The organism is Halomonas caseinilytica (assembly GCF_001662285.1).
Classification (GTDB): Bacteria; Pseudomonadota; Gammaproteobacteria; order Pseudomonadales; family Halomonadaceae; genus Halomonas; species Halomonas caseinilytica.
This window is the reverse complement of the sequence record NZ_BDEO01000001.1, coordinates 606,941-630,464: the sequence shown is the minus strand read 5'-3', so window position 1 is coordinate 630,464 and position 23,524 is coordinate 606,941. Positions and strand designations below refer to the sequence as shown.

Here is a 23,524-nt window from a genome sequence, read left to right as displayed (position 1 = left end):
CTTATTTGACGGCGCCAAAGGTCAGGCCACGGACCATTTGTTTCTGGGTCAGCCAGCCGAACACCAGGATCGGCGCGATGGCCATGGTCGAGGCGGCGGACAACTTGGCCCAGAACAGGCCCTCGGGACTCGAGAAGGAGGCGATGTAGGCAGTCAGCGGCGCTGCCTGGGAGGTCGTCAGGTTGAGGCTCCAGAAGGACTCGTTCCAGCTCAGGATCACCGATAGCAGGCCGGTGGAAGCGATTCCGGGGAGTGTCAGGGGCAGCAGCAGATAGCCGATTTCCTGCAGGGTGCTCGCGCCATCCATGCGTCCCGCCTCGAGAATGTCCCGCGGCAGATCCTTGAAGAAGGTGTAGAGCATCCACACCACGATCGGCAGATTCATCAGCATGTAGACGATGGTCAGACCGGTCAGGGTGTCCAGCAGCCCCAGATCGCGAAACAGCAGATAGATCGGTACCAGAACGCCGACCGGCGGCAGCATCTTGGTCGACAACATCCACAGCAAGGTGCCCTTGGTGCGTCGGGTCGGCAGGAAGGCCATCGAATACGCCGACGGAATGGCGATCAGCAGGGCCAGCAGAGTCGAGCCGAAGGCCACCACCACGCTGTTCCAGGCAAACTTGACGTAATCGGCACGTTCCTGCACCTCGGCATAGCTCTCCAGGGTCGGCGTGAAGATCAGACTCGGCTCGGCGATGGCTTCGGCCTCGGTCTTGAAGCCGGTCACTATCATCCAGAAGATCGGAAAGAAGATGAGCAGGGCCACCGTCCAGCCGAGCAGCGCCATGCCCAGGCCACGCAGGCGCCTGGCACGGGCCGCGGCGTTACCGCGCTCCGCTGTCACCGGCGTGTCCTTGGTCGTCAGGGTCGTCGTCATGGGAATCCTCTCCTCAGCGTGCCTGGCTTACGCTTCCAGGTTCTTGGCCACCATGCGGACCAGGAAGATGGCAACGATGTTGGCCAGGATGATGGCGATCACCCCGCCGGCGGACGCCGTGCCGACATCGAAGTCGAGCAGAGCGCGGATGTAGATCAGGTAAGCCAGGTTGGTGGTGGCCAGCCCCGGCCCGCCAGAGGTGGTGACGAAGATCTCGGCGAAGACCGTCAACAGGAAGATCATCTCGATCATGATCACCACGCTGATCGCCCGCTTGAGGTGCGGCAGCGTGATGAAAAAGAAGATCGCTACCGGCCCGGCCCCATCCATGCGGGCCGCCTCGACCTGATCGTCGTCGAGCGACTGCATGGCGGTCAGCAGGATCAGCAGTGCGAACGGCAGCCACTGCCAGGAGACGATGATGATGATCGAGGTCAAAGGCAGGCTGGAGAACCAGTCCAGCGCCGGCAGGCCGAAGGATTCGGCGAGCCAGGCCAGCACCCCGTTGGCCGGGTGCATCATCATGTTCTTCCATACCAGGGCGCTGACCGTGGGCATGACGAAGAACGGCGAGATGGCCAGCACCCGGGCGATGCCACGCCCGAAGAAGTCCTGCTGGAACAGCACCGCCAGCAAGGTACCGCCCACCACGGTGATGGCCAGGACCCAGCCCACCAGCAGCAGGGTCGTGCCCATGGCCGACCACAAGGCAGGATCGGTCAGCAGGTATTGATAATTCTCGAACCCGGCGAAACCTTTCATGCCGGGCATCAGCAGGTTATAGCGCTGGAAGGAGAACCACAGGGTCATGCCCAGCGGCACCAGCATCCAGAGCAGCAACAGGGTCACCGCGGGGGCCTGCAGCGACAGGGTGCGCAGACCGCCGACGGTACGACCGGAGGCGCGAGTCTTGTTCATGGCTCGTCACTCGTCGGTTGGAACGCCGCAAGCGGCATGAGGATGGGCGGCGCGCCGGGCGCCGCCAGGGACGACACCCGCGTTTCAGTCGAGATAGCCGGAACGCTGCATGGTGCGTTCGGTGGCACGCTGCGCGGCCTGCAGTGCCTGCTCGACACTGGTCTCTCCCGTGAGAGCCGAGGCGATCATCTGCCCCACCTGGGTGCCGATCGACTGGAACTCGGGAATGCCGACGAACTGCACGCCCACATAGGGATTGGGATCGAGGGTGGAATCCAGCGGGTCGGCGTCACGAATCGCCTCGACCACGAAGTCGGCGAAGGGGGCGGCCTGCTGGTAGCGTTCATCGGCATAGGTCGATTCGCGGGTACCGGGGGGCACGCTGGTCCAGCCTTCGCGCTCACCGACCAGCTCGACGTATTCCTGCGAGGTCGCCCATTGAATGAAGGTCTTGGCCGCCTCCGGAGACTCGGAGGAGCTCGGAATCGCCAGCGCCCAGGACCACAACCAATGCGAGCCCTTCGGTGTCTCGGCTACCGGTGCCGGCGCGAAACCGAGCTGGTCGGCCACCTGGGACTCATCGGCGTTGAACAGCTTGCCGGCCGCCGAAGTGGCATCGACCCACATGGCGCAGTTCCCCCGCGAGAAGAGCGCGAGGTTCTCGTTGAAGCCGTTGGAACTCGCCCCGGAGGGGCCGTAATCGTTGAGCAGATCGACGTAGAAGGAGATCGCCTCCTGCCAGGCATCGCTGTCGATCTCGGGGTTCCAGTCCATGTCGAACCAGCGGCCGCCATAGGTGTTCACCAGGGTCGAGACAAACGCCATGTTCTCGCCCCAGCCCGGCTTGCCACGCAGGCAGATACCGGCCACCTCGTTGTCGGGGTCGTGGAGCTTGCCGGCCCATTCCCGCACTTCGCTCCAGGTCGGCTGTTCGCTCATCTCGATGCCCGCCTGCTCGAACAGATCCCGGCGGTAGTACATCATCGAACTCTCGGCATAGAACGGCAGCGCATGGAGGGTGCCATCATGGCTGAGACCGTCACGAACCGGCTTGAGCAGATCCTCGACCTGGTAGGACGCGGGCAGGTCGTCGAGGGGCTCGAGCCAGCCCCGCTCGGCCCAGATCGGCGCTTCGTAGCTGCCGATGGTCATGACATCGAACTGCCCGCCCTCGGTGGCGATATCGGTCGTCATGCGCTGGCGTAGCACGTTCTCCTCGAGCACCACCCAGTCCAGGGTGATATCGGGATGCGCCTTCTCGAAGGCCTCGGTAAGCCCCTGCATGATGACCATGTCATTGTTGTTGACGGTGGCCACCGTGATGGTCTCGGCCTGGGCCGCCGTGGCGCCCAGTGCCGTGGCGGCCACCAGGGGAAGTAGACGATGACGCTGCATGGCGTGCTCCTGTTGCGTTGATGCCCCCCGCAGGAGGAATTGTTGTTGTCTCTGGAGGACGGGAAATTCCCGTTGCCCTCTCGCCTATTACCGATCAATAGAATCAACGACTGATCAAATGATCGGACAGAGGCACAAAAAACGCAAAGCCGGAGCGCTTAGACTTTAGGCTAGAAGCTAGAAGCTAGAAGCTAGAAGCTAGAAGCTAGAAGCTAGAAGCTAGAAAGAGATGACAACCGAGGTGAGCCCCCAGTCAAGGGCGAACGATCGAGGCTACCGCCCGAATGGCCCAGTCCGTGGCCAGGTGTAGAGGCGCGTGGCTCGACACCTGTGGCTGGGTTCGACGCTCATGTCTCGAAGCTCGTGGCTCGACACGCCGATCACGAGTGCTCGACGATATATTTCGCGGCCTGCTCGTCGGTCACCAGACTCTTCAACCAGCCTCCACGCAGGGCCGCCAGGATCGCCGGCGCCTTCCCCCGCCCGCCGGCCAGAGCCACCATTTCCTGATCGCGGAACATCGATAACGGCAGACTGGTGACGCGTCGACTGGTCGAGCAGTCGATCAGTTCACCCTCGGCATTCATGGGCCAGCCGAGCAGTTCGCCGACGGCCTCCCGGGACAACAGTTCATCCAGTTCGGCCTCGCTGATGAAGTGATCCTGGAACAAGGTTGCCTGACGATCAATGCGCCCCACACCGATGAAAGCTGCCTGAGCTTGGCGCGCCACCTTGGTGATGGCCTGGAACAACGGCTGTCCCTGCAGCGCCTCCTTCTCGCTCACCGACCCCGCCACGACCGGTGCGGGCAACAAAAAACGCTCGCTGCCCGTCTTGTCGGCAAGCACCATGACGCCGTCATAGCGGTTGGCGGAACCGTCCCGAGCGATGTTGCCTACCAACGAGACGATGCGATGCTGCGGACGATCGAAGCGTCTCAGTGCCTCCACCGTGGCCCGCACCGAGCGCCCCGTGCCCAGCGACAGGGTCAGCGGCTCGGAACGCTCGAGCAGGCGCGCGAGGCGCTCGGCACCGGCCACCGCCAGATAATGGGCGCTATCCGCCCCCGCCTCAGCATCGGCCGGCACCACATCGCAGAATGCCAGGCCGAAGGCATCGCGAATCGCCTGGGACAACGCCGTGCATTGCGCAATGGGATGATCGATTCGGACCTTGACCAGCCCCTCCTGGCGCGCCAGCGCCAGCAAGCGTTGCACACCGGGGCGGGACACCCCCAATTGCGCGGCGATCTCGTCCTGGGTACAGCCTCCCACATGGGAGAGCCAGGCCGCCCGCGCCGCCTGGTCCAGTTTCACCTCGAACTTGTCCACTCTCACGACTCACTGGCTGATCGATATGCGGCATCATCGCAAGGCTGCCGGGGTTGCACAATGTCCGCTCACTGGCGACGCAGCACCACGCTGAGGTTGTTCGCCGGCATCTCGACGACCGTCTCGAGCGTCAGTCCGTGAGGCATCGCCGCCTCCACCACCGCTTCGAGATCGCGCACGCCCCAACGTGCATCGCGGCGTCTCAAGTCCTCGTCGAAGGCCGCATTGCTCGGTGCCGTGTGCCTGCCCTCGCGCCGATAGGGGCCATACAGATAGAGCGTCCCCCCGGCGGCCAAGTGCTCGCCGGCACGGGCCATCAGCGCTTCGGTCACCTCCCAGGGCGAAATGTGTATCAGGTTGATGGCCACGATGGCATCGAAGGTTTCGTCAGGCCAGTCGCCGGTAGCATCGAGACGGATCGACGCCCGCAGGTTGTCCGGCCCGGACGTCGCCCGCCAGGCCTCGATGGACGCCAGGGAGTGCGAGTCGACATCGCTTGGCTGCCATTGCCAGCCTGGCATCGCCGAGGCGAAATGAAGCCCGTGCTCCCCACTGCCGCTGGCCAGTTCGAGCACCCTGGCTCGCGCCGGCAATACCTCCTCGAGCACCGCGAGGATCGGCTCGCGATTGCGCGCGGCAGCAAGGCTCTTGAGGCGCGCCGGGGATGTGCCCCGATGATCGGTTCGTGACATCATGGTCTCCTGGGCATTGTCCGAGAGTGCCTGGATACGGGGCGGCGAGTGTCGCCGCTCCCTTGCTTTTCCCGTTTCCACCGGAATGGACACACAGGATAACGCATGGCCGGTTCCCTGCCTCTCTACCTCAAGATACAACGGCACCTGCTGGAAAAGATTCATGGTGGCGACTGGCCAGTGCAGCACCGGATTCCACCCGAGGAACGCCTGGCCGAGGAATTCGGCGTCAGCCGCATGACTGCCAACAAGGCGATCCGTGACCTGGTCCAGAAAGGATACCTGACGCGACAACCCGGGGTCGGCACCTTCGTTACCGACCGCAAGGCCGAGTCCTCGCTGATCGAGGTGCACAACATCGCCGAAGAGGTCCGCAGCCGCGAACATGTCTACACCAGCGAAGTCCTGCGTGCCGAAGCGCTGGAGGCCGACGACGAGATCTCGGTGTATCTGGGCGTGCGCAACGGCGCCCGGGTCTTTCACACCCTGATCGTGCATCGCGAGAACGGCGTGCCCATCCAGCTCGAGGATCGCTACGTCAATCCCAGCCGGGTTCCCCACTATCTGGAGACGGACTTCACGCAGCACACGCCCAATGAGGTGCTGGTGGCAGCCTGCCCGATCAACGATGTGGAACACGTGGTCGAGGCCGTGCTGGTCGACGCCGACACCGCACGGCGCCTCGACATCGCCCCCCACGAACCCTGTCTGCGAATGATCCGGCGCACCTGGTCGGGAGATCACCTGATCAGCTATGCGCGCCTGATCCATCCCGGCGACCGCTACAAGCTACGCTCCTCGTTGCATACCAACTGACGCGGCCTGAGCCGATCAACCTGCCAGAGCTTGCACCAGGTAACCCGCCGGCACCGCCAGCAGCAGGCTCAACGCCACCCGCAGGAACCACACGATCACGATGCGCCCTACCGACAACGGGATGCTGGTGGACAGGATGCAGGGAATCGAGGCCGAGAAGAACAGCACCGAGGAGACCGACACCACCCCGGCGGCGAAACGTGCCACCAGGCCAGCATCGCCCATCAACAGGGCCGGCAGGAACATCTCGGCAAGCCCCGCCGCCGCTGCCTGGGCCAGAGCAGCGGCTTCGTCCAGCCCCCAGATTGCCACGAAGGGGTAGAAGGCCCAGCCGAGCCATTCGAACAGCGGCGTGTACTTGGCCAGCAGCAATCCGGCCAGCCCCACCGACATGATCGACGGCAGGATGCTGATCGCCATCAGCAGTCCCTCGCGAAAATTCAGCGCCACGCTGGACAGCAGGCTCGGTGCCCGCTCGGCCACCTTCAGCCCGGTACGCCAGGCCGTGGCCAGGCGGCACCCTGGGGTGGCGTCCGGTTCACCGTCCGTCTTGCTGTCATCCATGCGCGACAGAGGCGGCATCCGCACCGTGATCGCCGTCACCACGAAGGTAATGACCAGCGTCAGCCAGAAATAGAGATTCCAGAACGCCATCAGCTCCAGGGTCTTGGCCACGATGATCATGAAGGTTGCCGACACGGTGGAGAAGCCGGTGGCGATGATCGCCGCCTCCCGAGCCGAATACTGCCCTGCCTGGTAGACCCGGCTGGTGATCAGCAAGCCGATGGAATAGCTACCGACGAAAGACGCCACGGCATCGATCGCGCTTCTCCCCGGCGTGCGCCACACCGGCCGCATCACCGGCTGGACCAGCACGCCGATAAGCTCGAGCAGGCCGAAGCTGATCAGCAGCGCCAGGAAGATGGCCCCGATCGGCACGATCAGCCCCACCGGAATCACCAGCTTGTCGAACAGAAAGGGCAGCATGTCCGGCTCATGCAAAAAGGCAGGCCCCCAGCCGGTCAGTGCCATCACTGCTGCCGCCACACCGGCCAGCTTGAGCCCCGTGAAGACTCGCTCGGTCAGGCTGCGCCGCCAGGTTCCTCTGACCAGAGGATAGAGCGCCCCGGCGACGATCAGCGCCAGGGCATAAAGGCCGCTACCCTCGCCCAAAAGGTTGCGAGCACCGGTCACCATATGGTCCAGCGGTATGGTCGTCTTGCCGTCGAACGTCATCGGCACGAAGAAGATCAGCACCCCGATGCAGCTGGGTACGAACAGCTTGAACACGGTGCTCGCCGAGGGCCCCCGACGTCGGGACGCGTCGGATGGGGAGTTCGCCATGGGAGGCTCCTGGATTGTCGTTGTGAGCGGGATCATCGATGCGAGTTGCGCTTCACTGCATGAAGGACTGAGGCAACCTACTTTGTATATACATCACACAGAATACCGATGCCATGAGCACCTCGCCGAGGTCCTTAATACTTTGGTCGAAAACATTCGATAGACCTGATCAAAATATTTCCATGAAAAATTATATTTTATTGATTTTAATAAAATTTATCTGCCTTTCTGCATGGAAATGCCCAGACCTGAGAACCCCGTCAGACGCCAGACTCACGGGGTGACGATGGCGTGGGAATGCGCTAATGTATTTGTATATACAAAACAGCCTGGAGACGTCAGCATGACTCATCCCCGGACACGCCGACTCTGGCAGGACGTCACCGTCTTCGACGGACAGGAGACCCTGCCCGAGGCCATGGCGGTAATCGTCGAGGAAGACCGCATCCAGTCCCTGATTCCGATGCGGGAACTCTCGGCTTCCCTTGCCGAGACATGCCGGCTCATGGGCAGCGGTGGCGTGATGACCCCTGGCCTGATCGACTGCCACACGCATCTGGTGTTCGGGGGCAGCCGTGCCGACGAGTTCGAGGCACGCCTGGAAGGCGTGAGCTACGAGGAAATCGCCCGACGCGGCGGCGGCATCATCAGCACCGTGCGCGACACGCGCGAGGCCAGCGAGGACGAGCTGTTCGCCGCCGCCCTGCCACGCCTCGATGCCCTGCTCGCCGACGGCGTGACCACCGTGGAGATCAAGTCGGGCTATGGCCTCGACGTCGAGAACGAGCTCAAGATGCTGCGCGTCGCCCGCCGTCTCGGCGAGGCGCGGCCCGTGCGCGTCGTCACCAGCCTGCTCGGCGCCCACGCCTTGCCGCCGGAATACGCAGACGACAGCGACGGCTACATCGACCTGGTCTGTCAGGCGATGATCCCCGCTGCCGCGGACGAGGGACTGGCCGATGCGGTCGATGTCTTCTGCGAGAAGATCGCCTTCTCGGTGGCCCAGTGCGAGCGCGTCTTCGAGGCGGCCCAGGCTCACGGCCTGCCCATCAAGGCCCATGCCGAGCAACTCTCCAATCTGGGCGGCTCCGCCATGGCCGCTCGCCACGGCGCCTTGTCGGCCGACCATATCGAGTACCTCGATGACGCCGGCATCGCCGCCATGCGGGATGCCGGCAGCGTGGCGGTGATCCTGCCGGGTGCCTTTCACACGCTGCGCGAAACCCAGCAGCCTCCCATCACCGGGCTTCGCGAGGCTGGCGTGCCGATGGCCGTCGCCACCGATGCCAATCCCGGTAGCTCGCCGCTGTTCATGCCGACCTTGATGCTCAATCTGGCCTGTACCCTGTTCCGCCTCACGCCGCGAGAGGCACTGGCCGGCATGACCGCGCACGGCGCCCGCGCTCTGGGGTTTGCCGAACTCGGCAGGTTGCGCGAGGGAGCGCCTGCCGACCTGTGTCTCTGGAACATCGACTCTCCGGCGGAGCTCGCCTATGCCGTCCAGCCCGGTCGACTCCGTCAGCGCGTCGTCGCCGGCCAACCCGTGGAGGAGCTCGCTCATGGCCAATGAGATCGACATGAGCCTCTGGCAGGGTCGCCGCGACCCCGAGCCCGACAGTGACCGCTGGCACCAGCGCATCGCGCCCCTTTCGGAGAACGCCCCAGCGGGATGTGCCCTTCTCGGCTTCGCCAGCGATGCCGGCGTGGCCCGCAACCAGGGCCGGGTCGGTGCCGCCGCCGGACCGTCGGCGATCCGTCGCGCCCTAGCTCCGCTTGCCTGGCACCGTGAAGCACCGGCCTTCGACGCCGGCGACGTGACCTGCGAAGACGACGCTCTGGAAGCCGCCCAGGCAGCCCTGGCTGAACGCCTGGCGCCACTGCTCGATGCCGGGCACCTGCCCATCGTGCTGGGCGGCGGCCACGAGATCGCCTATGCCAGCTGGCAAGGCCTCGCCCGTCACCTCGCTCCTCGCGAGACGCCACCGCGCGTCGGCATCATCAACCTCGATGCCCATTTCGATCTGCGCGATCCTGGCCACGTACGCTCCTCCGGCACGCCCTTCTCGCAGATCGCCGAGGATTGCCACGCCAGGGGTTGGCCCTTCCGCTACGCCTGCCTTGGCATCAGCCGCGCCGCCAATACTCGTGCGCTGTTCCAGCGGGCCAGAGCGCTCGATGTACTGGTGCGCGAAGACCGCGACGTCACTCCGACCCGGCTCGACACCATCCAGCGTGATCTCGAGCGTTTCATCGCCCATTGCGACCGGCTCTATCTGACCATCGATCTCGACGTGCTGCCGGCCTGTGAGGCACCCGGCGTCAGCGCACCGGCAGCACGCGGCGTCCCCCTGGCGCTGCTCGAACCCCTGATCGAGACGGTCCGCGACAGCGGCAAGCTCTGTCTAGCCGATATCGCCGAGCTGAACCCCGACCATGACATCGATGACCGCACCGCCAGAGTCGCGGCACGCCTCATCCATCTGCTGACCCTGAACGGCTGAACCGGCGCCGACCGTCAGCCCTCTTACCGAGAGACCCTGCGAGGAATCCAAGCATGTCCCATATCGACAAGCGTCACGACCCGAGCCGCAAGATCGGCGCCCCCACCGGTACCGAGCGCACCTGCAAGAGCTGGCTCACCGAAGCGCCGCTGCGCATGCTGATGAACAACCTGCATCCGGATGTCGCCGAGCGCCCCGAGGACCTGGTGGTCTACGGCGGCATCGGCCGCGCCGCCCGTGACTGGGAATGCTTCGACAAGATCGTCGAGACCCTGCAGCGCCTGGAGGACACCCAGACGCTGCTGATCCAGTCCGGCAAGCCGGTGGGCGTATTCGAGACCCACAAGGACGCACCCCGCGTGCTGATCGCCAATTCCAACCTGGTGCCGGCCTGGGCCAACTGGGAACACTTCAACGAGCTCGACAAGAAGGGGCTCATGATGTACGGCCAGATGACCGCCGGGTCCTGGATCTACATCGGCTCTCAGGGCATCGTCCAGGGCACCTACGAAACCTTCGTCGAGGCCGGCCGCCAGCACTACGACGGTGACCTCAAGGGACGCTGGATCCTGACCGCCGGCCTCGGCGGCATGGGCGGCGCTCAGCCACTGGCCGCGACTCTCGCCGGCGCCTGCTCGTTGAACATCGAGTGCCAGCAGTCGCGTCTCGACTTCCGCCTGCGCACCCGCTACCTCGACGAACAGGCCGAGGATCTGGACGACGCCCTGGCTCGCCTCGAGCGCTACACCGCCGAGGGCAAGGCGATCTCCATCGGGCTGTGTGCCAATGCCGCTGACGTGCTGCCTGAGCTGGTCAAGCGCGGCGTGAAGCCGGATATGGTCACCGACCAGACCAGTGCCCACGACCCGCTGCACGGCTACCTGCCGGCCGGCTGGAGCTGGGATGAGTATGTCGAGCGTGGCAAGACCGAGCCCGAGGCAGTCGTCAAGGCGGCCAAGCAGTCCATGGCGGTGCACGTGCGCGCCATGCTCGACTTCCAGCAGCAAGGCATCCCGACCTTCGACTACGGCAACAACATCCGCCAGATGGCTCAGGAAGAAGGCGTCGACAATGCCTTCGACTTCCCCGGCTTCGTGCCGGCCTATATCCGTCCGCTGTTCTGCCAGGGCATCGGCCCCTTCCGCTGGGCCGCGCTGTCCGGCGACCCCGAGGACATCTACAAGACCGACCAGAAGGTCAAGGAGCTGATCCCGGACGACCCGCACCTGCACAACTGGCTGGACATGGCTCGCGAGCGCATCGCCTTCCAGGGCCTGCCGGCACGCATCTGCTGGGTCGGCCTCAAGGATCGCGCCCGCCTCGGCCAGGCCTTCAACGAGATGGTCAGAAACGGCGAGCTCAAGGCGCCGGTGGTCATCGGTCGCGATCACCTGGATTCCGGCTCGGTGGCCAGCCCCAATCGCGAGACCGAGTCGATGATGGATGGCTCCGATGCTGTCTCCGACTGGCCGCTGCTCAATGCCCTGCTCAACACCGCCGGCGGCGCCACCTGGGTCTCGCTGCACCATGGTGGCGGCGTGGGCATGGGCTATTCCCAGCACGCCGGCGTGGTGATCGTCTGCGACGGCAGCGAGGATGCCCGTGTCCGCCTGGGCCGCGTGCTGCGCAACGACCCGGGCACCGGCGTCATGCGCCACGCCGATGCCGGCTACGACATCGCCAAGGAGTGTGCGCGAGAGAATGGCCTCGACCTGCCGATGATCGACAAGTAAAACCTTCTACATCCACAGCCATGCTTCTCGCTGGTACAGGGAGCGCCGGTGGCAGGTCGAAGCGAAGGTCCGATGCCAAGGATGGCATCGGTAGCGCCCAGGGATGGGTTCACAGCGCCTTCGCGTAGTGCCTGCCACCGGCAAGCTCCGGCTCGGCGAGATGAGGAACTCCCTATGAACCATCTCGAGATACAACCCGGCAAGATGACCCTGGCCCAGGCGCGCCGGGTCTTCGAAGCCCCTCTCCAGGTCTCCCTGCCGACCAGTGCCGATGCCGATATCGCCGCCGGCGTCGACTGCGTCAATCGCGTGGTCGAGGAAGACCGTACCGTCTATGGCGTCAACACCGGCTTCGGCCTGCTGGCCCAGACCCGCATCGAGAAGGACCAGCTCGAGGACCTGCAACGCTCCCTGGTGCTGTCCCACGCCACCGGCGTCGGCGGTGCCATGGAAGATGCCCTGGTACGCCTGATCATGGTGCTCAAGGTCAACAGCCTAGCTCGCGGCTACTCCGGCATTCGCCGCGAGGTGCTGGATGCCCTGGTGGCGCTGATCAACGCCGAGGTCTATCCGCAGATCCCGCTCAAGGGCTCGGTGGGTGCCTCTGGCGACCTGGCGCCGCTGGCGCACATGAGCGTGGTGTTGCTCGGCGAAGGCCAGGCCCGCCATCGGGGCGAGTGGCTGCCGGCCACCAAGGCCCTCGAGATCGCCGGTCTCGAACCGCTCTCGCTGGCGCCCAAGGAAGGTCTGGCCCTGCTCAATGGCACCCAGGTCTCCACTGCCTATGCCCTCAAGGGTCTGTTCGAGGCCGAAGATCTGTTCGCCGCCGCCACCGTGTGCGGCTCGCTCACTGTGGAGGCCACCCTGAGCTCGCGCTCGCCCTTCGATCCTCGCATTCACGAGGTGCGCGGCCAGCGCGGCCAGATCGATGCCGCTGCCGCCTATCGCCACCTGCTCGGCGAGCGCAGCGAGATCAGCGATTCCCACGTCGATTGCGGCAAGGTTCAGGACCCCTATTCCCTGCGGTGTCAGCCTCAAGTGATGGGCGCCGTCCTCACCCAGCTGCGCCAGGCCGCCGAGGTTCTGGGCATCGAGATCAATGCTGTCTCGGACAATCCCCTGGTGTTCGCCGAACAGGGTGATATCATCTCCGGCGGCAATTTCCATGCCGAGCCGGTGGCCATGGCGGCCGACAACCTGGCGTTGGCCATCGCCGAGATAGGCTCGCTCACCGAGCGTCGCGTCTCGCTGATGATGGACAAGCACATGTCCCAGCTTCCGCCCTTCCTGGTGGAGCATGGCGGCGTCAACTCGGGCTTCATGATCGCGCAGGTGACGGCGGCCGGACTCGCCAGCGAGAACAAGGCACTCGCGCATCCGCACAGCGTCGACAGCCTGCCGACCTCGGCCAACCAGGAAGACCACGTCTCCATGGCGCCGGCCGCCGGCAAGCGGCTATGGGAAATGGCCGACAACGTGCGTGGCATCCTCGCCATCGAATGGCTGGCCGCCTGCCAGGGCCTGGATTTCCGCGACGGTCTCAGGACCACCGACACACTGGAAGAAGCTCGCCGGGTACTGCGCGAGCGTGTCGCCTACTACGACAAGGACCGTTTCTTCGCGCCGGACATCGACGCCGCCAGCGAACTCCTCGCGAAACGCCACCTCAGTCGTCTGGCGCCCGCCGATCTGTTGCCCAGCCAGGTGAACTGACCAGGCAACGCAACCTCGTCGCCCCTCCCGCCCCGAGCCGGCAAGGGGCGACACCAACAACAATCGACCTTCTCACAAGGGGCAAGACATGAACGCAGTCGTCCTGGCCATCCTGGTCATGGTCACCCTCAGCCTGATGCGCGTATCCGTCGTGTTCGCGCTGATCGCCGCCGCCCTGGTCGGCGGTCTCTATGCGGGCATGCCGCTGGGCGAAATCCTCACCGCCTTCAATGACGGCCTGGGCAACGGTGCCAAGGTCGCCATCTCCTACGCCGTGCTGGGGGCCTTTGCCGTGGCCCTGTCGCGCTCGGGCATCACCCAGTTGCTCTCCAACAAGGCCATCGCCAAGCTGGGACTGGACGACGGGATCCCCAACCGCCAGTTGATCGTCTTCACCCTGCTCGGCGTGCTGCTGGCCGCGGCGGTGAGCTCCCAGAACCTGATCCCGGTACACATCGCCTTCATCCCGGTACTGGTGCCGCCGCTACTCAAGCTGATGAATCACTTGCAGCTCGATCGCCGGGCCGTGGCCTGCGTGATCACCTTCGGCATCACCGCCCCTTACATGTTGCTGCCGGTCGGCTTCGGTTCGATCTTTCTTCACGACATCCTGTTGACCAACCTCAACGAGAACGGCCTGGACGTGACCGCCGGCATGGTACCAATGGCCATGATCGTGCCCATCGGCGGCATGGCCCTGGGCCTCGTGGTCGCCCTGCTGTTCAGCTACCGTCGCAAGCGCGACTATCAGGACATCGATCTGGCCCATGGCGACGAGACGCCCAGCCAAGCCGCCCAGCACCTCAAGCCCTGGCAGATGCTGGTACTGGCAGTGGCGCTGGTGGGGACCGTCACGGTCCAGCTGTTCACCGGCTCGATGGTGATCGGCGGTCTGTTCGGCTTCGCCCTGCTCTCGGTGAGCGGTGTGTTCCGCTGGCATGAACAGGACGACATCTTCACCGAAGGCATGCGCATGATGGCGCTGGTCGGCTTCATCATGATCTCGGCGGCAGGGTTCGCCAGCGTGATGCAGGCCAGCGGGCAAGTCGAAGCGCTGGTTGCCAGCTCCACCGAGATGATCGGCGACAACAAGGGTCTGGCCGCTTTGATCATGCTGCTGGTGGGGCTGTTCATCACCATGGGGATCGGCTCGTCGTTCTCGACCATTCCGATCATCGCCTCGCTCTACGTGCCCCTGGCGCTGAACTTCGGCTTCTCGCCCATGGCCACCATCGCTCTGGTCGGAGCCGCCGCCGCCCTCGGGGATGCCGGCTCACCCGCCTCCGACTCGACCCTCGGGCCAACCGCCGGCCTCAATGCCGACGGTCAGCACGACCACATCTGGGACAGCGTGGTGCCGACCTTCCTGCACTACAACATTCCGCTGGTAGCCTTCGGCTGGATTGCCGCCATGACGCTCTAAGCCGCCCGGCGGCCGACCGCGCCATGAAAGACAAAAGCCCCGCCGACATGAGTCGAGCGGGGCTTTTGCATCAGGACGTCTGCCTCAGCTTCTGCACATGGACAGGAGTTGCCAGGCAATTAGCCCTTTTCCACGAGATACGACAGATCGCCCACGAGCGATTCCAGAGAATTGATGTCACTGAACATGAAACGGGCCTCGCCCTGGCGATCGAAGGCGAAAACACTGCTCGAATGCGTGACGTCATAGTTGCCGCGCGCGTCCTTCTCCCCGTACTCATAGGTAACGCGATAGCGGTTAGTCAGCGCATCGATCTTGGAGCGCTCGCCGGTCAGGCCGATGAACTGCGGCCCGAATGCCTCGGTGTACTGCTTCAGCACGTCCGGGGTATCACGTGCGGGATCGACCGAGACGAACAGCACCTGTACGTCATCCTGCCGAGACTCATCGAGCTGCTTGATGGCAGCCGACAGCTTGGCCAGCGTCGTCGGACAGACATCCGGGCAGTGCGTAAAGCCGAAGAACAGCAGGGTCGGCTTGCCGATGAAGGCATCGGCCTGCACATCTTCGCCATCCTCATCGACGAGATCGAATTCCAGCGCCGGCATGACATCGGTGATGTCGTTGGTCTGCCAGTTATGGTCGAAACAGCCCGCCAGCATCAATGCCAGGGCCAGCGGGAACATCCATCGCAACATGCCATTCTCCTGCAACATCATCGCCACCTACATGGATGTCGGCGGCACGGCCTCGAAATCTACGGTGAGAGGATCATGGCGCTCGAACTCCAGGGTGATCTCGACCTCATCCCCGGCAGACAACGCACCGGTCGGCTTCATCAGCATCAGGTGATATCCCTGAGGCGCAAACTCGATATGCTCGTCCGGCGCCACTTCAAGCCGTGACACCGACTCCATGCTGGCCATGCCGTCCTTGTTCATGCTGCGATGCAACTCGACCTTCTCGAAGGCGTCGCTCTTGGCGCCGACGAGCACCACCCTTTTGTCACTGGTATTGTCGAGTCGAAAATATCCTGCCGCCGGCATGTCACCCGGCAGCACGCGCATCCGGGCATCCGTGACATCCAGCCCATCAGCGCTCGCGGCGAGAGGAAATGCCAGCAGACAGGCTGCCAGCCCCCCCAGCGATGCGGCCGAGATCCAACGCTTGAGTTTCCGCTTTCCATTCGCCATATGTCAGCCTCATGTTCCATTCCCAGTAAGCCAGGACGATCCAGGCAACTTCAGTGTTGCAGACTAGCGTGGAGCCGCCACCGGACCCAGCCACTGCGACAATTTGTCCTCCCGCAACACAGCGGGAGAAGCAGAATCGCTCAGGGGACAACAACGACGCAAGGCGCGGGACCAAGGCCACCATGGAGGATCAGGCAGGGAGACGGGCCAGGATCAGCAGAAAGACGACAGCCCGCAGTTCGACTCGTAGCGTTCCGACTTGATGTCCAGCGTCACACGCCCATCGATCTTGTTGTAGAAGAACGAGGCGTAGCCATTCTCGGACGAAGCGGTCTTGTACAGGCCACAATAGCCATAGCCGTTGTTGACCCGTTGCAGGTTCTTCAGCTCGATATCATCCGCGCGGCTCGACGCGTTCACCAATTTCGTCGCCAGCGCACGCTGAATCTCGCCGTCGAGCTTGACGGCGGAAACGGCCTGTCCTCCGAAGATCAGCCCACCAATGAGCAGGAGAAAGACCAACGGAATCCCGAGACAGATGATCAAACCACGATGATAAGGCATGCGCGAATAGTAAACCGCCACCGCGTGCTGCTCAAGACGCATAGGCCGGGTGGAGTCATCCCCGTATGCAGCAGTGCTTGGCTTTTTTCCCGCTGCCACAAGGACAGGCATCGTTGCGGCCGGGCTTGAGCCGCATGACGCGTGGCTCACCATCGACATAGCACCACAGCCCTTCGTGTCGACGGAATTCGGAGGCCTCCTCCAGCACGCCCCAACGACGCCCCTCGCGGAAGGTGGCACGAAACTGCACATGCCCCTGGTCGCCCTGAGTCCAGGTGTCGACAATCTCCAGGCGCACCCACTCGGTCGGATCCTCATCCGGCAGGCTCGACGGACGAAAATCCGGATGCCAGGTCGCCAGCAGATAGTCATTGCGGCCAAGTGCGAAGGCACTGAAGCGCGAGCGCATCAAGGCCTCGGGCGTCGGCGCCGGGGAACCTGCATGATAGCGCCCGCAGCATTCGGCAAGCGCACGGCCGGTACCACAGGGACAGCGCTGATCGTTCATCGTCGAGACTCCCGGTTCGTGTCGAGGGCGACATCATACCTGTCATGCTCCCTTTCCCAGAAGCCACCTCAATCACTCAATGGGCCCGACTGAAGCAGGTGCGCTTGTGACGTGGTGAGACACATGGAAATCTCTCACCAGAATGGCCACCCAAAGGTGGCCTGGGATGAAACAGAAGATGCATTTATAATGAATCTCTGACCTTCATTTCACTGAATAGCCTCCGTCGACCACCAAGTTGTGTCCGGTGACATAGCTTGCAGCATCACTGGCCAGGAATATGGCCGGATTGGCGAATTCCTCGACACGACCTCGGCGCTCCAATGGAGTGGCGGCCCGAATATCCTCTTCTAGATCCCCGTCTCCTGCGGCAACGTCAGCTCCGTCCTCGGGGACATGCTCAGTGAAGCCAGGATTGATGGTATTCACTCTGATACCATCCTGCCCCCATTCGATGGCAAGATTACGCGCCATCATATCGACCCCACCCTTTGCGGTAGCCACACCAACCAAATCAGCATAGCCGACGGTACTGGAATTAGCGGAGATCATGATGATGGAACCGCTCCTTTGCTTGGCCATGACCTTATAAGCCGCCTGGCTCAAATAAAAACACCCCGACATCTCGGTATTGATGACCTGCGACCAGGCCGATGGCGGCATATCGGCTGCAGGCCCTTGGATATTGGTGGCTGCATTGCATACCAGAATGTCCAGCTTTCCGAACTCGTCCTCTGCTCTCGATACCAGTGCAGCGCATGATGCAGGATCCGAGATATCAACAGACGTCCGTATGGCTTGGCCCCCTGAATGTTCAATTTCCGCTGCGGTGCCGGATAGGTGCTCAGGGTTTCTGGAAGCCAAAAGGACGTTGGCGCCAGCAGAAGCCAGCCCAATTGCAATGGCTTTGCCGAGCCCTCGACCTGCGCCAGTGACAATGGCGGTCTTGCCGTCCAGGTTGAATGCCTCAATTGACATGCTCTCTTCCTCGCTCGATGGGTTGGTTGCTCAATGCACGCGAGGATGCTAGACCTTGACAGTCTGTTAAGGTCAATATGCCAATGTCGGATGGAAAGCCATGAGGATTGGGGAGCTCTCACGCCAACTGGGGATCAGCGAGCGCATGCTGCGCTACTATGAGCAAGAAGGTCTCCTTGCCCCCGCGAGAACGGAGTCGGGGTATCGCGACTACGATGCTGATACCGCACTGGTGGCCAAGCGCATTGGCATGCTCCGCGCAGCTGGGCTGAAGCTGGAGTCCATTCGTGAGCTATTGCCATGCATATTGGATGACCAGCCTGTCTTCGATCCTTGCCTAGAGGTTAGGGAAACCCTGTACAAGGAAGCGGCAAACCTGGATCGGAAGCTGCGTGATCTGCAGGAATGTCGAGACATCATATCGGGATACCTGAAAAGCCTAGATCAGCGTCCTCCGGTAGCTTGAGTCGCATCACCGTGCGTCAACGACGACGTGAATGACGTTACCTCGCAGGCAGTCAACGAGAGATCCTCGTCTCGTGGGGAGAGTCCAGCATTGCCGCCACGCACAGGGTCCGCTCACCAACGCCAGCCCCGATCTGATGGACGGGTGACGAGATAGGCCCAGAGGTTCGCGATATCGCCGCTGCACGGGGGTATCGGGTGCTATCGGGCGGCTCCTTTCTGGCGAACCGCCTCGACGACCTTTCTCGGCGTCAACCACGCCGCTTGGTCCGCGCCGTGGCGGGTGATGTCAGCGGGTCCTCTGGCCAGGGATGCTTGGGATAACGCCCGCGCATTTCCTTGCGTACCTCGGGATAAGCATTGACCCAGAAACTGGCCAGGTCCTCGGTCACCTGCAGGGGACGCCGTGCCGGCGACAGCAGATGCAGGCGCGGGGCCACCCGACCTTCCACCAGCCGCGGTGCCTGCTGCCAGCCGAACACTTCCTGCAACTTCACTGCCAGCACCGGCGTCTCGCCCCGATAGTCCAACCGAATCCGCGAGCCGCTGGGCACCTCGAGACGGCCGGGAGCCAGCTCGTCCAGTCGGGTCCGCAACGACCAGTCGAGCCGATCCAGCAGAATCCGCTCGAACGGCAGGCGCTCCAGCTCATCGAGCCGCTTGATGTCATCCAGGTAGGGGCCGAGCCAGATGTCCAGGGTCGCCAGCAGGGCCCCGTCAGACCAATCCGGCCAGGCATCGCCGAGATGACGACGCAGCAGCGCCACTCGGCCGCGCAATTGTTCGACCTCGTCGCCGAACGGCAGCTTGCCGCGCCGTGCCAGGGCCTCGAGCAAGGCGCGACGTACCGCTTCTGGCGGCTTGTCATGCAACGGAGCACGCTCGAGCACCACGGCCCCCAGGCCACGGCGACGTTCGCCGACGAGTTCGCCCCGTGCATCGGACCATTCCAGATGATCCCGCCATTGCCGCGTCTCCGGGTATAGCGCCTCGAATCCCGCCACCGAAAGCTCGGCCGCGCGATAGATGCGGCCACCGCCCTGCTCGCCATCGAGCTCCACCGCCACCAGCAGGGCGGCGTGGGCAAGCGGATGTGTTTCGGGCAATCGCCCCTGGCCACCCGACGCCAGCCGGAAACGCCCTACCGCGACACGCTGGGCGATGCGCTCCGGCCAGGCCAGGGCCAGCAGTTCACCGAGCGGTGCCGTATCCGGCATCTCCAGGCGTACCCCGGCGATGGTGGCCAGTCGCTCGGCATCACGCAGCCAACGGCGATGCTCTTTCGGCGAGGCGAAGCGGCGTTGCAGGGCCTCGGCGAGATCGCGTTCATCGTCGGTATCGCCTCCCTCGAGCAGGGCGACCAGCCCACAGGCCAGGGCTCGGGCCTGGCATTGCCCAGCTCTTTCCAGCATCACTGCCATGCGCGGGTGCACTGGCCAGCGGGTGCAGGCGTTGCCGAATCGGGTCAGACGATGCTCGCTGTCCAGCACGCCGAGCCGCAACAGGGCATCGCGCCCCGCTGCCAGTGCCGCGGGCGCCGGCGGCGTCACCCAGGTCAGATCGTGCGGAGCGGTGATCCCCCACCTTGCCAGCTCGAAGGCCAGCGGAGTCAGGTCGCTCTGGCGGATCTCCGGCTCGCGATTCGGCATCAGGGGCTGCTCTTCCGACCACAGGCGATAGCAGACGCCCGGTGCCTGACGCCCGGCGCGACCGCGACGCTGGTCGGCACTGGCCCGATTGACCCGACGCGTCTCGAGCCGCGTGAGGCCAGTACGCACCTGGTGGACCGGCAGGCGTTCGCAACCGGCATCGATGACCTGGCGCACGCCATCGACGGTCACGCTGGACTCGGCGATGGCGGTGGCCAGCACCACCCGACGGCGCCCTTCGGCATCCGGCACCAGCGCCTGTCGCTGTGCGGCCAGCGGCATTCGGCCATGCAGTTCGTGGAGGACGACCGACGACGGCAGGCACTCGGCAAGCCGTCGTCCCAGCCGCCGAATCTCGCCGACGCCCGGCAGAATCACCAGGATATCGCCGCCATCGCTGGCCAGCGCCTCCTCGACGACCGCCGCCTGATGACGTTCAGCCTCGACCCGCGACCCGGGCGGCCGATAACGCGTCGCCACCGGATGCTGTCGCCCGGGGCAATCGATCACCGGCGTCTCGCTGCCCAGGGCGGCAGCCAGTGTCTCGACGTCAAGAGTCGCCGACATCACCAGCAGGCGCAGATCATCGCGCACCGTCTGGGCATCCAGCGCCAGGGCCAGCCCCAGGTCGGCCTCGAGACTGCGCTCATGAAATTCGTCGAAGATAATGCCAGCGATGCCCTCGAGGAGCGGATCGTCTTGTAGCATGCGCGTCAGCACGCCCTGGGTGATCACTTCGAGTCGCGTCCGGTCGCTCACTCGCGACTCGCCGCGCATACGCACGCCCACCGTCTGCCCCACCGGCTCGGACAAGGTGTCGGCCATACGCGCGGCAGCCAGACGCGCCGCCACACGACGCGGTTCGAGCAGCAGCAGGCGTTGTCCGCGGCACCATTCGGCATCGAGTAGCGCCAGCGGCACTCGCGTGGTCTTGCCGGCACCGGGCTCGGCCACCAGCATGGCGCGAGAGCGTTCGTCCAGCGCCTCACGGATTTCCTCCAGCCGCGCCTCGATGGGCAGCGTCGTCGTGTCGGCGTCGGTGCTCGTGGTTTTTGCCATCCTCGTGTCCTTGGTCACTCGCTTCCGTGTGCCGTCGCCACCATCGCCTTCCGACTTGCCAAGGCGCGCCAACGGTTCTAGGCTTGCCTGTCGGCACCTTGACCAAAAGGTCAGGAAATGACAATTTGACGTTCAGCCCACAACAACAAACAGGGTTCAATGGTATGCAACAGACCACCACCCGCCCCGTCGGGGGCCCGCGCTCGACCGTGTCCCACCAGGGAGACCTGCCGCTTCTCGATCGCTGGTTCGGCGTCAGTCGCCGAGGCTCCAGCCTGAAGACCGAAATCCTCGCCGGCATCGCCACCTTCCTGGCCGGCATGTACATCATCGTGGTCAACCCGGCCATCCTCTCCGATGCCGGTATCCCCTTTGCGTCTGCCCTCTCGGCGACGGTGCTGATCAGCTTCATGAGCAGCCTGGCCATGGGCCTCTATGCGCGCAATCCGATCCTGGTGGCGCCCGGCATGGGCATGAACGCACTGTTCACCTATACGCTGGTGATGGGCGCCGGCCTGTCCTGGGAAGTGGCGCTGGGCTGCGTGTTCTGGTCCGGGGTGCTGTTCGCCACCCTGGCCCTGTTCAACGTGCGCCGGGCGGTCATCGAGGCCATCCCGCTGTCGCTGCGTTACGCCATCACCTGCGGCATCGGTCTGTTCATTACCTTCATCGGCCTGAAGAACGCCGGCTTCATCGTCGGCAGCGACGCCACCCTGGTCTCGCTGGGCACCATCGATGCCAGCCTGGTCACCTTCTTCCTCGGCCTGGTGGCCACGGCCATTTTCGTGATTCTGCGCTTCAACGGCGCCTTGATCATGGGCATTGCCCTGACCACGCTGCTGGCCGCGCCCATGGGTCGCGTCTGGGGCGACGAGGTGATGGTGGCCTGGAACGGCCTGGCTGCCTGGCCCGATTTCGGCGCGGTACTGAAGGTCGACATTATCGGCGCGCTGAAGGTCGCTTATCTGCCGTTCATCTTCGTGATGTTGTTCACCAACTTCTTCGATGCCTTGTCCTGCTTCATGGCACTCTCCGAGTCTGCCGACCTCAAGGATGAAGAAGGCAACCCGCGCAACCTCAAGCGCTCGATGACCGTGGACGCCTTCGCCTCGATGATCGCAGCACCACTCGGCACCAGTGCCGCCCAGACCTTCATCGAATCCGGGGCCGGGGTCGCCCAGGGTGGGCGTACCGGCCTGGTGGCGGTGGTGATCGCCATCCTCTTCCTGCCCTTTCTGTTCCTTTCGCCACTGCTGTCTCTGGTGCCCGGTATCGCCACCGCTCCGGCACTGGTACTGGTCGGACTGTTCATGATGACCCCGATCAGCAAGATCGACTGGAACCACTTCGATCAGGCCTTCCCGGCCTTTCTGGCGATCATCCTGATGCCGTTGACCTACTCGATCACCCTGGGCATCGCCTTCGGCTTCATGAGCTTCGTGCTGATCAAGGCACTGACCGGCAAGGTACGCGAGATCAAGCCGGCCATGTGGGTCACGGCGGCCCTGGCCGTGCTGATGCTGCTGACCACACAGTGAGCGAGGGCCAACAAGGTTCTATTCGACAGCCGGTTCGGGGTGGCGCACCCCGCACCCCTTGAGCACCACCCGGGTCAGAAAGCGCGTGATCTCCTCGAGATCGTCGTCGCCCAGTGACTCGCGCCCGGTGATGCCCAGCACCTGGGCCTCGAAGTCCGCGTAGTGCTGGGTGGACGACCAGATCAGAAAGATCAGCCAGACCGGATCGACCGGGTCCATCAGGCCCCGATCGGCCCACTCCCGGAACACTGCCGCGCGGCTCTGCACCCATTCGCGCAGCTCGCCGCGCAGGTATTCCTGAAGGAAAGGCGCGCCGCCGAGAATCTCGCTGGCGAACAGCCGCGAACCTTCCGGGTGACGTCGCGACATCTGCATCTTGGAGCGAATGAAGGCGGAGAGCACCTCGGCGGGATCGTCCTCGGCCGAGATGTCATCGAGCATGGCATTCCAGCGCCCCATCATGCGTTCCAGCAGGCGCACGTATAGCTTGCGCTTGCTGCCCATGTAATAGAGGACATTGGACTTGGGCAACTCGGCCTGCTCGGCGATTTCCTGCAAGCTGGCGCCGCGATAACCGTGCCGCGCAAAGACACGCTCCGCCGCCGCCAGGATCGCTTTCTCGTTGCGTTGGCGGATGGCGCCGCCCTCTTGTTCGCTGTACTGCATTGCCTTGGCCATGAAGTCTCATCAGCTCGACGACAGGTGTTTGGGATCATGAGCTTGCCTGACAGTCGGAGTGCAGGCAATTCGCTCAGGGTGGAAAACGCAACGGGTAACCCGAAAAAAGGCGAACCGAGACTTGCCAAAACTGACCACATGGTCAA

At 64.0% G+C, this 23,524-nt stretch carries 21 protein-coding genes; 8 read left to right on the top strand and 13 right to left on the bottom strand.

All coding sequences use genetic code 11. The annotated features are described in order from the left end of the window. Window position 1 precedes the first annotated feature (1 nt). The 5 genes from HSDC_RS02675 to HSDC_RS02655 form a co-directional block, all read right to left on the bottom strand. Window positions 2-880: a carbohydrate ABC transporter permease gene (locus HSDC_RS02675; RefSeq protein WP_082919919.1), complete on the bottom strand. Its 879-nt coding sequence runs from the start codon at window positions 878-880 to the stop codon at window positions 2-4. Between the two features lie 27 nt (window positions 881-907). Then, the gene (locus HSDC_RS02670) at window positions 908-1,798 is read right to left on the bottom strand and encodes a carbohydrate ABC transporter permease (RefSeq protein WP_064698364.1); all 891 of its coding nucleotides are present in this window, start codon (window positions 1,796-1,798) and stop codon (window positions 908-910) included. A gap of 84 nt (window positions 1,799-1,882) precedes the next feature. Next, the gene (locus HSDC_RS02665) at window positions 1,883-3,193 is read right to left on the bottom strand and encodes an ABC transporter substrate-binding protein (protein ID WP_064698363.1); all 1,311 of its coding nucleotides are present in this window, start codon (window positions 3,191-3,193) and stop codon (window positions 1,883-1,885) included. Between the two features lie 380 nt (window positions 3,194-3,573). Further along, window positions 3,574-4,524 (bottom strand): sugar-binding transcriptional regulator, encoded by a 951-nt coding sequence (locus HSDC_RS02660; protein ID WP_064698362.1) that lies wholly within the window; start codon window positions 4,522-4,524, stop codon window positions 3,574-3,576. A 68-nt stretch (window positions 4,525-4,592) separates the two neighbouring features. Continuing rightward, window positions 4,593-5,219: a DUF938 domain-containing protein gene (locus tag HSDC_RS02655; RefSeq protein ID WP_064698361.1), complete on the bottom strand. Its 627-nt coding sequence runs from the start codon at window positions 5,217-5,219 to the stop codon at window positions 4,593-4,595. A gap of 102 nt (window positions 5,220-5,321) precedes the next feature. Here HSDC_RS02655 and hutC point away from each other — a divergent pair, with 102 nt between their 5' ends. Beyond that, complete coding sequence (hutC, locus tag HSDC_RS02650) at window positions 5,322-6,032, top strand: histidine utilization transcriptional repressor HutC (RefSeq protein ID WP_064698360.1); 711 nt, start codon at window positions 5,322-5,324, stop codon at window positions 6,030-6,032. A gap of 15 nt (window positions 6,033-6,047) precedes the next feature. On the opposite strand, the gene HSDC_RS02645 is transcribed toward hutC, so the two are convergent. Then, on the bottom strand, window positions 6,048-7,376 hold the full coding sequence (locus tag HSDC_RS02645; RefSeq protein ID WP_064698359.1) for a YjiH family protein: 1,329 nt from the start codon (window positions 7,374-7,376) through the stop codon (window positions 6,048-6,050). A 343-nt stretch (window positions 7,377-7,719) separates the two neighbouring features. On the opposite strand from HSDC_RS02645, the gene hutI reads away from it, so the two are divergent. The 5 genes from hutI to HSDC_RS02620 all read left to right on the top strand — a co-directional run bounded on the left by hutI (window position 7,720) and on the right by HSDC_RS02620 (window position 14,746). Beyond that, window positions 7,720-8,946 carry an imidazolonepropionase gene (hutI, locus tag HSDC_RS02640; RefSeq protein ID WP_064698358.1) on the top strand — a complete coding sequence of 409 codons (1,227 nt, stop codon included), beginning with the start codon at window positions 7,720-7,722 and terminating at the stop codon, window positions 8,944-8,946. Further along, entirely contained in the window at window positions 8,936-9,877 is a 942-nt protein-coding gene (hutG, locus tag HSDC_RS02635) for a formimidoylglutamase (protein WP_064698357.1), read from the top strand. The genes hutI and hutG overlap by 11 nt, the downstream gene beginning before the upstream one ends. Before the next feature lie 53 nt (window positions 9,878-9,930). Then, the gene (hutU, locus tag HSDC_RS02630) at window positions 9,931-11,610 is read left to right on the top strand and encodes a urocanate hydratase (protein ID WP_064698356.1); all 1,680 of its coding nucleotides are present in this window, start codon (window positions 9,931-9,933) and stop codon (window positions 11,608-11,610) included. Between the two features lie 174 nt (window positions 11,611-11,784). Then, window positions 11,785-13,323, top strand: a complete 1,539-nt coding sequence (gene hutH, locus HSDC_RS02625; RefSeq protein WP_064698355.1) for a histidine ammonia-lyase — start codon at window positions 11,785-11,787, stop codon at window positions 13,321-13,323. 88 nt (window positions 13,324-13,411) lie between these two features. After that, window positions 13,412-14,746 carry a Na+/H+ antiporter family protein gene (locus HSDC_RS02620; protein WP_064698354.1) on the top strand — a complete coding sequence of 445 codons (1,335 nt, stop codon included), beginning with the start codon at window positions 13,412-13,414 and terminating at the stop codon, window positions 14,744-14,746. A 119-nt stretch (window positions 14,747-14,865) separates the two neighbouring features. Here the strand turns inward: HSDC_RS02620 and HSDC_RS02615 are convergent, their stop codons facing one another. The 5 genes from HSDC_RS02615 to HSDC_RS02595 form a co-directional block, all read right to left on the bottom strand. Next, complete coding sequence (locus HSDC_RS02615) at window positions 14,866-15,444, bottom strand: SCO family protein (protein ID WP_064698353.1); 579 nt, start codon at window positions 15,442-15,444, stop codon at window positions 14,866-14,868. A gap of 27 nt (window positions 15,445-15,471) precedes the next feature. Continuing rightward, entirely contained in the window at window positions 15,472-15,939 is a 468-nt protein-coding gene (locus HSDC_RS02610) for a copper chaperone PCu(A)C (RefSeq protein ID WP_064698352.1), read from the bottom strand. Between the two features lie 213 nt (window positions 15,940-16,152). Continuing rightward, entirely contained in the window at window positions 16,153-16,545 is a 393-nt protein-coding gene (locus tag HSDC_RS02605) for a hypothetical protein (RefSeq protein WP_244534402.1), read from the bottom strand. Window positions 16,546-16,558: 13 nt separating this feature from the next. After that, on the bottom strand, window positions 16,559-17,011 hold the full coding sequence (locus HSDC_RS02600) for a YchJ family protein (protein WP_064698351.1): 453 nt from the start codon (window positions 17,009-17,011) through the stop codon (window positions 16,559-16,561). Between the two features lie 204 nt (window positions 17,012-17,215). After that, window positions 17,216-17,989, bottom strand: a complete 774-nt coding sequence (locus HSDC_RS02595) for an SDR family NAD(P)-dependent oxidoreductase (protein ID WP_064698350.1) — start codon at window positions 17,987-17,989, stop codon at window positions 17,216-17,218. Window positions 17,990-18,089: 100 nt separating this feature from the next. Between HSDC_RS02595 and HSDC_RS02590 the strand changes: the two genes are divergently transcribed. Next, on the top strand, window positions 18,090-18,455 hold the full coding sequence (locus HSDC_RS02590; protein WP_064698349.1) for a MerR family transcriptional regulator: 366 nt from the start codon (window positions 18,090-18,092) through the stop codon (window positions 18,453-18,455). A gap of 250 nt (window positions 18,456-18,705) precedes the next feature. Here HSDC_RS02590 and hrpB read toward each other — a convergent pair whose 3' ends face one another. Continuing rightward, the gene (gene hrpB / locus HSDC_RS02585) at window positions 18,706-21,162 is read right to left on the bottom strand and encodes an ATP-dependent helicase HrpB (protein WP_064698348.1); all 2,457 of its coding nucleotides are present in this window, start codon (window positions 21,160-21,162) and stop codon (window positions 18,706-18,708) included. A gap of 164 nt (window positions 21,163-21,326) precedes the next feature. Between hrpB and HSDC_RS02580 the strand changes: the two genes are divergently transcribed. Beyond that, a complete protein-coding gene (locus HSDC_RS02580) occupies window positions 21,327-22,700 on the top strand; it encodes an NCS2 family permease (RefSeq protein WP_064698347.1) in 1,374 nt (457 codons plus the stop codon). 18 nt (window positions 22,701-22,718) lie between these two features. Here the strand turns inward: HSDC_RS02580 and HSDC_RS02575 are convergent, their stop codons facing one another. Then, window positions 22,719-23,378: a TetR/AcrR family transcriptional regulator gene (locus tag HSDC_RS02575; RefSeq protein WP_064698346.1), complete on the bottom strand. Its 660-nt coding sequence runs from the start codon at window positions 23,376-23,378 to the stop codon at window positions 22,719-22,721. Window positions 23,379-23,524: the final 146 nt, after the last annotated feature.

Bases quoted from the DNA above. Each gene is read 5' to 3' on its own strand.
- HSDC_RS02610 (WP_064698352.1), bottom strand. From the start codon at position 15,939: ATGGCGAATGGAAAGCGGAAACTCAAGCGTTGGATCTCGGCCGCATCG.
- HSDC_RS02590 (WP_064698349.1), top strand. From the start codon at position 18,090: ATGAGGATTGGGGAGCTCTCACGCCAACTGGGGATCAGCGAGCGCATG.
- hutG (WP_064698357.1), top strand. From the start codon at position 8,936: ATGGCCAATGAGATCGACATGAGCCTCTGGCAGGGTCGCCGCGACCCC.
- HSDC_RS02670 (WP_064698364.1), bottom strand. From the start codon at position 1,798: ATGAACAAGACTCGCGCCTCCGGTCGTACCGTCGGCGGTCTGCGCACC.
- HSDC_RS02605 (WP_244534402.1), bottom strand. From the start codon at position 16,545: ATGCGTCTTGAGCAGCACGCGGTGGCGGTTTACTATTCGCGCATGCCT.
- hrpB (WP_064698348.1), bottom strand. From the start codon at position 21,162: ATGGCAAAAACCACGAGCACCGACGCCGACACGACGACGCTGCCCATC.
- HSDC_RS02665 (WP_064698363.1), bottom strand. From the start codon at position 3,193: ATGCAGCGTCATCGTCTACTTCCCCTGGTGGCCGCCACGGCACTGGGC.
- HSDC_RS02580 (WP_064698347.1), top strand. From the start codon at position 21,327: ATGCAACAGACCACCACCCGCCCCGTCGGGGGCCCGCGCTCGACCGTG.
- hutH (WP_064698355.1), top strand. From the start codon at position 11,785: ATGAACCATCTCGAGATACAACCCGGCAAGATGACCCTGGCCCAGGCG.
- HSDC_RS02615 (WP_064698353.1), bottom strand. From the start codon at position 15,444: ATGTTGCGATGGATGTTCCCGCTGGCCCTGGCATTGATGCTGGCGGGC.
- HSDC_RS02655 (WP_064698361.1), bottom strand. From the start codon at position 5,219: ATGATGTCACGAACCGATCATCGGGGCACATCCCCGGCGCGCCTCAAG.
- HSDC_RS02575 (WP_064698346.1), bottom strand. From the start codon at position 23,378: ATGGCCAAGGCAATGCAGTACAGCGAACAAGAGGGCGGCGCCATCCGC.
- HSDC_RS02600 (WP_064698351.1), bottom strand. From the start codon at position 17,011: ATGAACGATCAGCGCTGTCCCTGTGGTACCGGCCGTGCGCTTGCCGAA.
- hutI (WP_064698358.1), top strand. From the start codon at position 7,720: ATGACTCATCCCCGGACACGCCGACTCTGGCAGGACGTCACCGTCTTC.
- hutU (WP_064698356.1), top strand. From the start codon at position 9,931: ATGTCCCATATCGACAAGCGTCACGACCCGAGCCGCAAGATCGGCGCC.
- HSDC_RS02675 (WP_082919919.1), bottom strand. From the start codon at position 880: ATGACGACGACCCTGACGACCAAGGACACGCCGGTGACAGCGGAGCGC.
- HSDC_RS02595 (WP_064698350.1), bottom strand. From the start codon at position 17,989: ATGTCAATTGAGGCATTCAACCTGGACGGCAAGACCGCCATTGTCACT.
- hutC (WP_064698360.1), top strand. From the start codon at position 5,322: ATGGCCGGTTCCCTGCCTCTCTACCTCAAGATACAACGGCACCTGCTG.
- HSDC_RS02645 (WP_064698359.1), bottom strand. From the start codon at position 7,376: ATGGCGAACTCCCCATCCGACGCGTCCCGACGTCGGGGGCCCTCGGCG.
- HSDC_RS02620 (WP_064698354.1), top strand. From the start codon at position 13,412: ATGAACGCAGTCGTCCTGGCCATCCTGGTCATGGTCACCCTCAGCCTG.